Genomic DNA, 13,267 nt, shown 5'->3' on the forward strand with positions numbered 1-13,267 from the left:
TTCTTCACAACAGGGCTATTTACGCCCGGCGCTCATGCATCCGCGCCAGTTGCCGCTCGAGCATCGACGGATAAGGCTCCATCAACCGCTCCACGCAGCACGCGCCCTCAGGGCTTGCGATCGGTCGGATACGCGCACGCTGGCGGATCAACGCGTCGTCGCCGATCTTGCGCTCCACCAGCAACAGGTTGCGGCTGTGTTGCGACAGGGCCAGCGCATCCTGAGCGGTTTCGGTCAGCAGCAGATCTATCTGGCTCAGACCGAACAGCTCGTCACCCAGGGTCAGGCCCAGTTGCAATTGCAGGGTGATGCCGCTGTCGGCGACTTCGATCTGCAATTGATGGCCCAGAGCCCGCAACAACTCACCGCAACAGATAGCGTTGGTCAGGTAGTCGTCACCGCTGTCTTCGGTGTGGAACAGCATCAGCGTGCTGCCATCGTTCAGGGTGTGCAGTTCGCTCTGGTAGAGCGAGGCGGCCTGATCGAGGCAGTCGCGATAGCGTTTGAGCAGTTCTTCCAGTCGTGTGCGGGGCAGACGACGCAGCTGATCCTGAGCGCCCAGTTGCACGGCCAGCACCGCGCTGTGCTGCGGCACGTTCGATATTTGCGGTTTGGCTACCGGTTTCGGCGCGGTCGAAGCTGACTCATCACGCAGGTCGGCAAATGCATCGTCGTCATCATCGTCTTCAACGGTGCTGACAATGCGCCGTGGCGCAGGTTTGAGGCCGGCCACAGGCTTGGTTTCATCGAAACTCGGGTCACGCAAATTGCGCACTGCGAAGGTTGGCTCGTTATCGTCCGCGTCTTCGTAGTCGCTTTCGTCGTATTCAGGCTCGGGAGCGGGTTCCGGCTCGGCGGGCTCTGGCGCGAAGTCGGCGTGCAGCTGGCGAGCCAGATCGCCGATCTCATCCTGACGCTCGGTGGCCGGGGTGTATTCGTCGATATGGCGCAGCCACACCCGCAATTGCAGCAACGGCGTGGAGATGTGCCGACCCAGTCGCAGGCTCAAGGCCAGGGACAGCGCCAGCAGAATCGCGCTCAAAATGCCCATGCTTTGCAGGCTGATGGTCATCGGCTGCTGGAATTGATCCATGTCCAGGCTGATGCGCAGTTGCCCGGCGGTCACATCCTGGAAAGTGATCTTGCTCTGGTACATGCCTTCGGCTTCGCCCAGCAGGCTATGCTTGGGGCGCTGACCGGCTTCGGCGAGGATGCGGTTATCCACGCTGTAGATGGCAGCGTGAGCCACCAGCTTGTTTTTGGTCAGGTTGTTGAGCAGCACGTTGAGGCTGAGGATGTCGTTGGACACCAACAGCTCCGTGGCGGACGTGGCAGTCTGGGTGGTCAGGCTTTCGCCCAGGGCATCCGCCTGCTCGTGCATGGCCTGCTTGAACTGCAAACCCATCACACAGGCATAGATCACCAGGGCCAGAGCGACCAGGATCACGTTATGGCTGGCGATGCGCAATGCAATCGGTACACGGCGGTGGCGCAGTGCACGGAAGATCAGCAGAAAGAAGTTATCGGTTTTTACTGGCGTGGGCCGGTTCACTTGAGCTCGGCTCTTTTGTCCGTGAAGTTGACGCGCAGTATAGCGACAGGCCCTAGACCGTCAAAGCGCTCACGGTGCCCGATGGTCACTGAAAGTGGGTAGAATGCGGTTTTTTTCCACCTGCGGGGGTGCGCCTTGCGCGAAATCGTCCTGATAAACATCACGGGAGTCGACCGTCCGGGTCTGACTGCGGCCATTACCGGCGTTCTGGCCCAGGGTGGTGTGAACATTCTCGACATTGGTCAGGCGGTGATCCACGACACCTTGTCGTTCGGCATCCTGGTTGAAATTCCTGACACCGAGCAAGGCAAGTCGGTGCTCAAGGACATCCTGTTCACGGCTTACAAGCTTGACCAGCAGGTGCGTTTCACGCCGGTGTCCGAAGAGGATTACCAGCAGTGGGTCGGCAATCAGGGCAAGAAACGCCACATCGTGACCCTGCTGACTCGCAAAGTGACCGCCGGGCAATTGCAGGCCGTGAGTTCGATCACCGCCAAATATGGCCTGAACATCGACCACATCGATCGTCTGTCCGGGCGCATGCCGCTGGACACCCCGGCCGATCAAGGCAAGGGCTGCATCGAGTTTTCCGTTCGTGGTGAAGCGGCTGATCCGCAAGCGCTGCGGGCCGAATTCCTCAGCGTCGCGCAGGAACTGAACGTCGACATCGCCTTCCAGGAAGATTCGCTGTTCCGTCGTAACCGCCGTCTGGCGGTGTTCGACATGGACTCGACGCTGATCGAAGCCGAAGTCATCGACGAACTGGCCAAGGCTGCCGGCGTGGGCGATCAGGTGTCTGCGATCACTGAACGGGCGATGGCCGGTGAATTGGACTTCCGCGCCAGCTTCAAGGAGCGCCTGGCCTTGTTGAAAGGGCTGGACGTCAGCGTGCTGGATTCCATCGGCGCCTCCCTGCGCCTGACCGAAGGTGCCGAAACCCTGTTCGCCGAACTCAAGCGTCTGGGCTACAAGACCGCCATCCTGTCGGGCGGCTTTACCTACTTCGCCAAGCAATTGCAGGCCAAGCTGGGCATCGACTACGTGTTCGCCAACGAACTGGAAGTAGTGGACGGCAAAGTGACTGGCGTGGCGGTCGAGCCGATTGTTGATGCGCAGCGCAAGGCGGATCTGCTGAAGGAACTGGCGCACAAGGAAGGTTTGCGTCTGGAGCAGACCATTGCGGTCGGCGACGGCGCCAACGATTTGCCAATGCTGGCGATCGCCGGGTTGGGCGTGGCGTTCCGTGCCAAACCGCTGGTCAAGCAGTCGGCGAAGCAGGCGATTTCCACCCTTGGGCTGGATGGCGTGCTGTATCTGCTGGGCTTCCGGGATCGCGACGGACAGCTCTAAGAAAGATCAAAAGATCGCAGCCTTCGGCAGCTCCTACAAAGGAATAATGCGTTCCCCTGTAGGAGCTGCCGCAGGCTGCGATCTTTTGCTTTTGTGGCCCCCCGATTAAAGTGTTTTCCACAACGAATCAAAATCCTCCTCAGCGCCGCTCACCGCGGCGTTGTCGTTTCTGGCGGCCTCCAGTGGACGGTAGGCGAACTGATTAAAGCTGTTGGTGCTCGCCACCTGCCGCTCCAGCCCGACCCGGCGTTCCTCGCCGTGGGTATTGATCATGACCTTGTTGCCCTCCTGAAAGGGCAGGCGCGGTGCGAGCAGAGTGGCCGGCAGGTCGATGGCGCTGATTTGCGGCAGCAACAGACCGCGAAGGTATTGGCTGTGGTCATCACGGGTGCGCACCAGTTGCAGGCCGCAAGGCTCGGCGAAGGGTGCAACCTGCTCGATGCCCATCTGCGTGCCACCGCCGCGCACTTGGCGGATCCAGCGCACCACCGCGATGCTCCAACCCTGCCCGGCAGAGTCCTCGATACCGACCATCTCACCCGCCTGTAACTCGGCCGGCACAGCGGCGGGCCAAGCCAGGCAGTAACCGCCGGGGCTGTGATTGACCACTGACAGGACATGAGTCGGGAAGTGCTGATTGCGGTCGGATGCTTCGTGGCTGTCGTCATTCTGAAGCTGCGGGTATTCGATCTCTTCGTAGGGCAATAGAGCGTCTGCATTGCCTTGGGGAGCGGCGTCGAAAGCCTGGTGCCATTGGTCCTTTTCCCGGCCGGTCACTGACGTTACCGAAAACTGTGCAGGCCGGGCGCCGTGGTTTTTCAGGATGTCGCTGAATGAGCGTTGCCCACCCAGATAAAAGTGCAGCGCGCTCATGCCTATGCACAGGGTCAGCGTGCCTTGGCCGACGGTGCGCTGGAAACTGCGCTCGGCAGCCTGGCCCCAGGCGGCATGAAGGTGTTGCAACGTATCCAGGCTTAACCCTGCTGGCACGGGCAGTGGCGATGAACTGTCATTTTTTTGCAAATGAGCTTCAATCGCCGCGACCAACGGCTGCGGATCAATCCCCAATAAGCTCTCTTGCTGCTCGGCCCGGAACTTGGTGCGGTAACGCGGTCCGGTGTCGAGGTCTGGCACGACGGCGAACAGTCCGGTTGCCGGGTTGCCGGGTTGCAGCTTGATCCATTGGCTCCAGGGCTCCAGCACCTCGGCCACCCGGGCAATCTGGTGCTGGCGCAGTTGGTTGCAGCGTGAGGCGCCCAGCAGCAACGCGACCACGTATGTCTGTTCAATGCTCAGGTTTTGCGTCTGGCTGGCCAGTTCATCGCGCAGGCTCGTGTGCTGGAGTCGGTGCGCGCAGGCGATCCGGTAGAGCTGATGCAGCTCCAGCCACAGACCTTCCGGCACCGGGCAATAGAGTTTGGTAGCGCGAATCAGCGGCCCGTTCAGGCAGTGGATCGCCCGTTGCAGCGCCTGGGTCAGCAGCGGCGCACGGTCCTTGTTGAACTTCGGAGTGATGCGCACGACGATCTGTTTATAACCAATGGCCAAGTGACTTTGCAGCGCCTGGCAGAGGTTGGCGATCTTGCGGGAACGCTCGTCGAGGACAATCGACTGATGCAGGAAATGCTGCTCAAGGTGTTTGCAGACGTAATACACCTCGGGCCGCAGCAGTTCGAGCAATTGCAGGCGATTGTCGCTGGGCGTGAGCAACTGATTGAGTTCGCTCAAGCCTTGATACAGCTGGCGAGCGGTTTCGCCGATATTGGCTTTGGGCAGGTTGGCGATCCAGCGCTTGAGATCACGCGGGGTGGCCTCACAGAACGACAGGCGCAACTGCGTCGGGATCGGGGCGCGTAGCAACAGGTGGGGACTGGTCTCATCCATGCCGTGGAAAAACTCCAACCGGTAAATGGGCGGTGAATAACCTGACTGTAGCAGCTATGGATTTTTACCGTTTGTCTGTCAGTCGAATGCCATCCGGACGTACTACTAATCTGACAGTCGTGCGACTGGATACGCAAAGTCGTATGGCCTGCTGCCTACGCAGGGCAGGTCTCTTTGTAACTTCAAGGAGATGAAGTTTATGTCTAGATATGTAGTAGCAAATCAATGGGGCGGTAGTTCGGCACCCTGGCATCCGGGCGGAGACTGGACGCTAGGCGCGCGGGACAACCAGAACGTTGTCGCGATCGAGATCAAGTCGGGCGATGGCGGGAAGAGTTTCACCGGCACCATGACGTATGCGGGTGAAGGTCCCATTGGCTTCAAGGCTCAGCGCACGGGCCAGAACCAGTACAACGTTGAAAATCAGTGGGGCGGCAACGATGCCCCCTGGCATCCGGGTGGCAAATGGGTCATCGGCGGCCGTGATAATCAGAACGTTGTGGCGTTGAGCGTGACCTCCAGTGATGGAGGGAAAAACCTCAGTGGCACCAATACCTACGCCAACGAAGGGCCGATCGGCTTCCGTGGACAGATAGAGTAACGGCACCACCGAGTAGCATCCGCCCCTTCGAAGACGTTCGAAAGGGCGGATCAGTGGTTAATGCCAGTCAAAAGAATTTGGATACCGCAACCCAATGTGGGAGCGAGCTTGCTCGCGATAGCGGTCTTACATTCAACTCCTATGTTGCCTGCCAGTCCGCTATCGCGAGCAAGCTCGCTCCCACAGGTTCTGTGCCTTAGCTGAAGTGATCAGGCTTTTGCCAGGCCCATGCCCTGGCCCATCTGCACCGGTGAACCGGCCGCCAGTTCTTCAGCCCACTTCACTTGATCAGGCCCGAACAGCACGACAGCGGTCGAACCCAGTTTGAAGCGACCCAGTTCTGCACCTTTCTCCAAATGGATCGGCGCACGGGCAGCTTCGTCGTAGCGGAAGGTTTTCAGCTCGCGTTTTGGCGGCGTGACCAACCCGGCCCAGACGGTTTCGATCGACGCAACGATCATCGCGCCCACCAACACCACGGCCATCGGCCCGCGCTCGGTGTCGAAAATGCACGCCACACGCTCATTGCGGGCGAACAATTCCGGAACGTTTTCGGCGGTGGTCTGGTTGACCGAGAAGATCCGGCCCGGGATGTAGACCATCTCGCGCAGGGTGCCGGCCAGCGGCATGTGCACGCGGTGGTAGTCCTTCGGCGACAGGTAAATCGTTGCGAAGTCACCGCCCATGAACGGCGCTGCGTTGGCCGCGTCGCCGCCCAGCAATTCCAGCACGCTGAAGCTGTGGCCCTTGGCCTGGAACACGCGACCGTGTTCGATCGGGCCAAGTTGGCTGACCGCGCCGTCGGCCGGGCTGAGGATCGCGCCTGGCGTCTCGTCCAGCGGGCGAGCGCCGTCCTTCAAGGCGCGAGTGAAGAACGCATTGAAGTGCTCGTAGGCAGTCAGGTCTTCGACCAGCGCCTGCGACATATCCACCTGATAACGCTTGGCGAACCAGGCGGTGAAGGCGTTCTTGAACCAGCGCACGCGGCATTCGGCAATGCAGCCGGCCAGTCGCGACAGCAGGTGATGGGGCAGCAGGTATTGGCTGAGGATAAACAAACGCTTATTCATTAACTGTCCTTAAAAACCTTAAATCTCTACGGGGGTGTCGGGATGGTTGCCCCATTCGCCCCAGGAACCGGCGTAGCCTTTGACCCGCGGATAACCGAGGGATTTGGCCACCAGATAGGTGAAGCCAGAACGGTGGTGAGTCTGGCAGTGGGTAATCACTTCTTTGTCTTTGCTGATCCCGAGTTTTTCCAGGATCTGCGGCATGTCGGTGCGGATGCGCAGGTTGCGCGCCTGATCCATGGCCGCGGTCCATTCGAAATTGACCGCGCCGGGAATGTGCCCGGCCTTGGCCGCCAGGACTTTCTCGCCGGAGTACTCCAGCGGCCCGCGTGCGTCCCAGATCGCCAGGTCGGCGGCACCGAGACGGCTTTGCAGGTACTCGCGGGTGGCAGTAGGTTCGTCGTGCAGGATCAACGCAACCGGGCCGCCGACCGGAGCCGGGATCTGGATCGACATGGGCAAGCCTTCTGCCAGCCAGGCCTTCAGGCCGCCGTCGATATAGTGGTACTTGCTGTGGCCGATGACATCCAGCAGCCAGATAAAGCGCCCGGCCCAACCACCGCCTTCGTCGTCATAGACGACGTAGACCGCATCAGGGTTGTGTCCCAGCTCACCGAACAACGCTTCGAGTGCCGCTTGCGGCGGCATCAGTCCCGGCGCAGGCGCCTGACCGAGTTGCGTGCGTTTCGGATCGACAAAGCGCGCACCGGGGATATGCCCTTCGGCATAGCGGGCGCTGCTGGTCAGGTCCACCAGAATCAGTTCGCGGGCGTCGAGACGAGGGAGCAAGTCGCTCGGCTCGATCACCAGCGGCAAGCCAGAGAAGTCAGACATGTGAGGTCTCCAGAGCACAAAAGGGAGGATTGTATAGCAGCGTCATTGGCCGCGGTGACTAAAGCTGTGCAGGGCTTTCTCGATGCACTGCGCGGTTTTGCCGAAGGCTTGCACGGTGATTTCCGAAAACGGCCCGCCGCCCTGATCCGCCACCACAATCATGATCACCCGACCATTATTGACCAGTGAGCGCAACAGTAAGTGTTCGCCGCCGAACTGTGAGCGCAGGCTGGCCGGCAACAGAGCGGAAAATTGTGCGTTGTTGGCCGGTGTCAGGCGCACCTGGGCCTGTTGCGAGAGCAGGCGTTGCAGCACGGTGCTCTGGCTGACGACGAAGTTCAGACCGGCCACTTCTTTTGGCAGCCCGGCCGTCTGGTGCACCCGCAGATTGTCATGAGTGCGGTCGGCCATCAGGATCATCACCCGACGCATGCCGCACGCGACCAAAGCGTCCCGGGCAGACGTGGTCAAGTGCATGGCATTGGTGAAGCGGCTGGGCTCGACCAGCAACTCGGCACACTGTCTGCGCCATTTCGCCAGGTCTTCGGCAGTCGGCGCCGGGGCCGGCAGCAAGCCTGCGTGCACGCGGTTCATACCCCACGGCCAGATCAGTGAAACGGCCGGGTGCCAAAGGTCTGGCATGGCGTGATGGCGGGCGCTGTTGGCGGCCTGTTGGTGCAACTGCTGGTGCACTTCGTCCATTGGCATTTGCAGGTAAAGGCTGGTCAGGTACTGCCAGCGTTCATTGTGCGGACTGTCCCAGGCCTGTTGCGCCGACAGCGCCAGACCGTTGGCCAGCAGCACCGTATTGGCCGGTTGATTGAGCCAGCGGCGCAGGGTCGGATCGTCATCGAGGCGGTTCTGCTGGCGCAATGGATGATCGCTGTCGCGCGCGATGCGCAGCACTTTCACCAGCTCACGTTGCTCGTTGAGCAGCAGCCGATAACCCTGCTGCACCCAGATCGGCAGGCGCCAGATGTCCACGAGCGCCAGGCAGATGTCCAGCAGGCGCGCGCCGAACAATTGCTTTTCAACTTTGCGTGCCGACTCGCCTTTATGCATGACCCGCAGCTCCCACTCTTCGAGCAACTGCGGATGAGTCAATGCCATCGGCCAGAGCGGCGAGAGAAACAGCAGGCTGCCCCAGTGAATGTCCTGCCACAGCCGCGCGAGGCGACTGGCGAAAAAACCGTTGGCCTGTTGGGTCGCGTGCTGGCTGATCAGCTGCAGTTGGCGCAGGGCCACCGGAATTTCTAACTGAGGTTCGGCGGGCAGGCGGGCGAGCAGTTCTTCGGTGCGCTTCAAACCGAGGCGATTGATCGCCACCTCAAGGTTTTCCGCAGGCTCGGTCATGCTGCCATGGGTGTGGCGATTGGCTTCGCGAATCACGCTCAAGGCCAGCGCCGGGCTGTCCTGTATCAGTTCGGCGATATCGCGCAAGGAGCTGCGACTGTTGGCGATGGCCTTGCAGACACGGTCATGACTGACTTGCGGAACCGGCAGGCGCACGCCATCGAGAAGCTTGACCCAGCCTTCGAGAGTGGTCGGTTTTGGAGTTGGAACGTTCGTTTCGTTAGCCATGGTTGGACGCGATCATCGTCTGCATTACCTATGCCCGGAGCGGGCCAAATTGGCTTTTCGCCTGAACTGGCTATAGTCTGGCGCAGTTTTGCCGATAAGTAGAAGAAGAGATTTTTTAACTTCCGAATATGACCTTGAACCCGACTCAGTAAGTGCTCTCCTACCTATGGCTAAAATTATCGGCATCATCGTCGTATTCGCGAGCGTGCTCGGCGGATACGTGCTTTCCCACGGCAAGATTGCCGCCCTGATTCAGCCCTTCGAGGTGTTGATTATCGGTGGCGCGGCCCTCGGCGCATTTCTGCAGGCCAACCCCAGTTACATGACCATGCACGTACTCAAGAAATCCTTGGGCATGTTCACTTCGCGTTTCAACCACACGTTCTATCTGGAAGTGCTGGGTCTGATCTACGAGATCCTCAACAAGAGCCGCCGCGAAGGCATGATGGCCATCGAAGGCGACATCGAAGATGCCTCCGCGAGCCCGATCTTCGCCAAGTATCCGTCCGTGCTCAAAGACGAGCGCATGACCGCGTTCATTTGCGATTACCTGCGCATCATGTCCTCCGGCAACATGGCTCCCCATGAGCTTGAAGGCCTGTTCGACATGGAACTCTACAGCCTCAAGGAAGACCTGGAACACCCTGCGCACGCGGTGAACGGTATTGCCGACGCCATGCCTGGTTTCGGTATCGTCGCGGCCGTACTCGGTATCGTGGTGACCATGGCTTCCCTGGGTGAGGGCGATCAGAAGTCCATCGGCCTGCACGTTGGTGCGGCCCTCGTCGGTACCTTCTTCGGTATTCTCGCGGCATACGGCTTCTTCGGCCCATTGGCCACTTCCCTGGGCCACGATGCCAAGGAAGAACTGAACGTCTACGAAGCCATCAAGGCCTCGCTGGTCGCTTCGGCTTCCGGTATGCCGCCATCGCTGGCGGTAGAGTTCGGTCGTAAAGTTCTGTACCCGGCGCACCGTCCTAGCTTTGCTGAGCTGGAACAAGCGGTTCGCGGTCGTTAAGTCATGGAAAATAACCAGCCGATAATCATCAAGCGCGTCAAGCGCATCGCCGGCGGGCATCACGGGGGCGCCTGGAAAATCGCCTTTGCGGACTTCGCGACGGCGATGATGGCGTTCTTCCTGGTGCTGTGGCTGCTGTCCACCGCAACGCCTGAACAGAAGATCGCCATCGCCGGTTACTTCAAGGACCCGGTCGGCTTTTCCGAAAGCGGCACGCCGTACATCATCGACCTGGGCGGCTCGCCGACCCTGGCGCCGGAGAACACCCTCAACCCCGAGGTGAAATCCCAGCCGCAGCCAGACAAGGTGACCATCGACGCCGAGCAGGTTGAAGGCATGGCCGAGCAGGTCGAGAAGGAACGTCTCGAGCTGTTGCTGCAAGAACTGCAAAACAAGGTCGAAGAGAACCCGCAACTCAAGAAATTCAAAGACCAGATCCTGTTCGAGATCACGCCGGACGGTTTGCGCATCCAGATCGTGGACGCCGAAAACCGGCCGATGTTCGACTCCGGCAGTGCCCGTCTGAAGCCGTACTTCGAAGACATCCTGCTGGCCATGGCCGACACCATCAAAGCGGTGCCGAACAAGATCAGTATCAGCGGCCACACCGATGCCAAGCCGTACACGGGCACCGGTGACTTTGGTAACTGGGAGCTTTCGGCCAACCGTGCCAACGCGGCACGTCGTGCGCTGATCGCTGGCAGCTATCCGGATGCACAGGTGGCGCGGGTTGTCGGTTATGCCTCGTCAGCACTGTTCGATCGCGAGAACCCGTTCAACCCGGTCAACCGCCGTATCGACATCGTGGTGCTGACCAAGAAAGCCCAGCGTGCCATCGAAGGTTCGCAAGGTGCGGAACCGGCTCCAGAACCAACGCCGACGCAAGGGCAGGGCGGCCCGGGCGAAGTGCCCGCCACACCAGCCGACCCGAACGCGTTGCCGGCAGATAAAGAGCCGTTGCCGGCACATGAGCTTCGCGAGCGCTTGAATCTGTTTGATAATCCGGCGCCGAAACCGGGTGAGCCGCCGAAGCAGTGACCCATGAAAAAGCCGACAGTGATGTCGGCTTTTTTGTCTCTGTCGTTTGTGAGGTGGGAGATTGCCTGCGGTTCATTGAGCGCCGATCTTCCGTTGGGAAACGTCCTTCGTGGGTTGGGGACCGTTCCTACATCTATCCGATAATCCCCTTGGTAGGGTGCTCGCCAATTTCGCGTGCACAGACCATGGACGGTTTGGACATCGCGCTTCATTTCCTCTCTGCTTAAGGAAAAGCGTATGTTCGGTTCGGCCAATATGGCGCACTTCGCGCTGCACATCCCCGCGGTTCGTAACGATTTCAAAGTCCTCGCCTTTGACGGTGTTGAGGCCATCAGCGCCTTGTACGCGATCCACGTTGAACTGGTCAGCGAGTACCCGGATTTCGATCTGGAGAGTCTGCTCAGCCAGCCCGCATTTCTCCAGTTCGGTCTTAACGGCGAAGGCCTTCATGGCCGGATCGAAGACGTATTCGTCGGTGAGGCCGGCAAGCGCCTGACCCGTTATCACCTGACCCTGGTGCCGGCGCTGCACTACTTGCAGTTCAGCCACAATCAGCGGATTTTTCAGAACCTGACGGTGCCGCAAATCATCGCCCAGGTGTTCAAGGGTCACGGCATTCAGGCCGATGCGTTTACCTTCCATGTCAGCACCAGCCCCGAGCGCGAATACTGCACGCAATATGGGGAAAATGACTTCGAGCTGGTCCAACGTTTGTGCGCCGAGGACGGCATCGCCTGGCATCACCAGCATTCGCCAGACGGTCATGTGCTGGTGTTCACCGACGATCAGACCTGGTTCCCCAAACTGGGCGAAACCCCTTATCAGCAGGACTCCGGCATGGTGGCGGAGCACCCGGTGGTCAGCCAGTTTTCCATGCGTTTCAGGACCCGGACCAGCACGGTCACGCGCCGGGGTTATGACCTGAAACGGCCGAGTCTGCTGCTGGAGAGTCGCTTCACGGCCGAGTTCAGCCCAGAGCTGGAAGACTATCGCTACCCGGTGTTCATCGAGAACGAAAAGCGCGGCAAACAACTCGCGCGCCAGGCGCTGGAGCGCCACCGTGCCGATTACCAGTTAGCCGAGGGCAACAGCGATCAGCCGTGTCTGCGCAGTGGTCACTTGTTTGAACTGACTGAACACCCGCGTAAAGGCTGCAACGATTTGTGGCTGTTGCTCAGCGTGACGCACGCTGGGAAACAACCGCAGTCACTGGAAGAGGCCATCACCAGCGACGTCAAACCCGAAGATGGCTTCACCCAAGGCTATCGCAACAGTTTCCGCGCCATTCCCTGGGACGTGCTCTACCGACCGCCGTTGCGTCCTCGAAAAACCGTGCTGGTGAGCCAGACCGCCCGCGTCACCGGCCCGGTCGGCGAAGAAATCTATTGCGATGAGTTTGGTCGTGTGAAGGTCGAACTGCCGTGGGATCGAGCGGAACTCAACAGCGAAAAAAGCAGTTGCTGGCTAAGGGTGTCATCCAGTTGGGCCGGGGAAAATTTTGGTGCGGTGACCATTCCGCGTATCGGTATGGAAGTGGTGGTGACCTATCTGGAAGGCGATCCCGACCAACCGTTGATCACCGGTTGTGTGGTCAACAAAGTCAACTCCGCAGCGCATTCCTTACCTGAGAACAAAACCAAAACCGTGCTGCGTAGCCACAGCTCCCCGCACACCGGTGGTTACAACGAACTGTCGCTTGAAGACCGTGCCGGGCAGGAACAAATCTACCTGCGCGCCCAACGCGATATCGAGCAACTGATCCTCAACGACAGCGACACCAAGATTGGCAACGACCGCCGCGAACAGATCACCCGCGACAGCCACAGCCTGATCAGCAACGACCGTTTCGAACAGGTCGACAACCACAGCGCCAGCCTGATCAAGGGCGACGAGTTGCACACCACCCAAGGCGTGCGCAACACGGTGATCGGCGGTAACGAACTGATCACCATCACCGGTAATAGCAGCACCACGGCCGGCGGCACGCTGGTGATTCAGGCCGGTTCGCAGGCTCACGTCACCGCTGCCAACGTGGTCATTAATGCCGGAACGAGCTTGACGTTGCAGGCCGGTGGTCAGCACATCGTTATCAATTCGAGCGGGATTTTCAGCAGCGTCGCGATTGTCGAGGGTGGTTCGCCGGTCGCGGGCCTGCCCGGGCAGGCGGCACTGTCAGTAGTTCCCCAAGCTGCCGAGGCAGTGGTTATCGACACCCTCCCCATGGAAGCACTGCTCAAGCAGAACATCGTCTTTCGTGAGGCCGACTCCGGTGTTTGCCCGGTATGCAACGTCGCCCAGGAACCCCAGACAGCAGAGAGGGGTGAAGCATGACCCCGGTC

At 60.0% G+C, this 13,267-nt stretch carries 10 protein-coding genes; 5 read left to right on the plus strand and 5 right to left on the minus strand.

Features of this window, described 5'->3' with window-relative positions:
* Window positions 1-19 precede the first annotated feature (19 nt).
* Window positions 20-1,552 carry an AhpA/YtjB family protein gene (locus tag WLY71_RS03700; protein WP_347802555.1) on the minus strand — a complete coding sequence of 511 codons (1,533 nt, stop codon included), beginning with the start codon at window positions 1,550-1,552 and terminating at the stop codon, window positions 20-22.
* Between the two features lie 135 nt (window positions 1,553-1,687).
* Between WLY71_RS03700 and serB the strand changes: the two genes are divergently transcribed.
* Complete coding sequence (gene serB, locus WLY71_RS03705) at window positions 1,688-2,902, plus strand: phosphoserine phosphatase SerB (protein ID WP_008153333.1); 1,215 nt, start codon at window positions 1,688-1,690, stop codon at window positions 2,900-2,902.
* Between the two features lie 105 nt (window positions 2,903-3,007).
* Here the strand turns inward: serB and WLY71_RS03710 are convergent, their stop codons facing one another.
* Window positions 3,008-4,786: a molecular chaperone gene (locus WLY71_RS03710; RefSeq protein WP_347802556.1), complete on the minus strand. Its 1,779-nt coding sequence runs from the start codon at window positions 4,784-4,786 to the stop codon at window positions 3,008-3,010.
* A 199-nt stretch (window positions 4,787-4,985) separates the two neighbouring features.
* Between WLY71_RS03710 and WLY71_RS03715 the strand changes: the two genes are divergently transcribed.
* Window positions 4,986-5,387, plus strand: a complete 402-nt coding sequence (locus WLY71_RS03715; protein WP_042932429.1) for a lectin OAA family protein — start codon at window positions 4,986-4,988, stop codon at window positions 5,385-5,387.
* A 209-nt stretch (window positions 5,388-5,596) separates the two neighbouring features.
* On the opposite strand, the gene asd is transcribed toward WLY71_RS03715, so the two are convergent.
* Genes asd through WLY71_RS03730 form a run of 3 tightly spaced genes read right to left on the minus strand, consistent with a single transcriptional unit; the run spans window position 5,597 to window position 8,872 of the window.
* Window positions 5,597-6,457 (minus strand): archaetidylserine decarboxylase, encoded by an 861-nt coding sequence (gene asd / locus WLY71_RS03720; protein WP_046045706.1) that lies wholly within the window; start codon window positions 6,455-6,457, stop codon window positions 5,597-5,599.
* A gap of 18 nt (window positions 6,458-6,475) precedes the next feature.
* A complete protein-coding gene (locus WLY71_RS03725; protein ID WP_347802557.1) occupies window positions 6,476-7,291 on the minus strand; it encodes a rhodanese-like domain-containing protein in 816 nt (271 codons plus the stop codon).
* Window positions 7,292-7,333: 42 nt separating this feature from the next.
* A complete protein-coding gene (locus WLY71_RS03730) occupies window positions 7,334-8,872 on the minus strand; it encodes an HDOD domain-containing protein (protein ID WP_347802558.1) in 1,539 nt (512 codons plus the stop codon).
* Window positions 8,873-9,038: 166 nt separating this feature from the next.
* On the opposite strand from WLY71_RS03730, the gene motA reads away from it, so the two are divergent.
* The 3 genes from motA to tssI all read left to right on the plus strand — a co-directional run bounded on the left by motA (window position 9,039) and on the right by tssI (window position 13,259).
* A complete protein-coding gene (gene motA / locus WLY71_RS03735; RefSeq protein ID WP_347802559.1) occupies window positions 9,039-9,890 on the plus strand; it encodes a flagellar motor stator protein MotA in 852 nt (283 codons plus the stop codon).
* Between the two features lie 3 nt (window positions 9,891-9,893).
* Window positions 9,894-10,928 (plus strand): flagellar motor protein MotB, encoded by a 1,035-nt coding sequence (gene motB / locus WLY71_RS03740; RefSeq protein WP_347802560.1) that lies wholly within the window; start codon window positions 9,894-9,896, stop codon window positions 10,926-10,928.
* A gap of 237 nt (window positions 10,929-11,165) precedes the next feature.
* Entirely contained in the window at window positions 11,166-13,259 is a 2,094-nt protein-coding gene (tssI, locus tag WLY71_RS03745; protein ID WP_347802561.1) for a type VI secretion system tip protein TssI/VgrG, read from the plus strand.
* The last annotated feature ends 8 nt before the right edge of the window (window positions 13,260-13,267 follow it).

The sequence above is a fragment of the Pseudomonas rossensis genome (assembly GCF_039888995.1).
Taxonomy (GTDB): Bacteria; Pseudomonadota; Gammaproteobacteria; order Pseudomonadales; family Pseudomonadaceae; genus Aquipseudomonas; species Aquipseudomonas rossensis.

What these genes read in the sequence shown, in the direction of transcription:
- motB (WP_347802560.1), top strand. Translation starts at nt 9,894, where the DNA reads ATGGAAAATAACCAGCCGATAATCATCAAGCGCGTCAAGCGCATCGCC.
- tssI (WP_347802561.1), top strand. Translation starts at nt 11,166, where the DNA reads ATGTTCGGTTCGGCCAATATGGCGCACTTCGCGCTGCACATCCCCGCG.
- WLY71_RS03715 (WP_042932429.1), top strand. Translation starts at nt 4,986, where the DNA reads ATGTCTAGATATGTAGTAGCAAATCAATGGGGCGGTAGTTCGGCACCC.
- WLY71_RS03725 (WP_347802557.1), bottom strand. Translation starts at nt 7,291, where the DNA reads ATGTCTGACTTCTCTGGCTTGCCGCTGGTGATCGAGCCGAGCGACTTG.
- motA (WP_347802559.1), top strand. Translation starts at nt 9,039, where the DNA reads ATGGCTAAAATTATCGGCATCATCGTCGTATTCGCGAGCGTGCTCGGC.
- asd (WP_046045706.1), bottom strand. Translation starts at nt 6,457, where the DNA reads ATGAATAAGCGTTTGTTTATCCTCAGCCAATACCTGCTGCCCCATCAC.
- WLY71_RS03710 (WP_347802556.1), bottom strand. Translation starts at nt 4,786, where the DNA reads ATGGATGAGACCAGTCCCCACCTGTTGCTACGCGCCCCGATCCCGACG.
- WLY71_RS03730 (WP_347802558.1), bottom strand. Translation starts at nt 8,872, where the DNA reads ATGGCTAACGAAACGAACGTTCCAACTCCAAAACCGACCACTCTCGAA.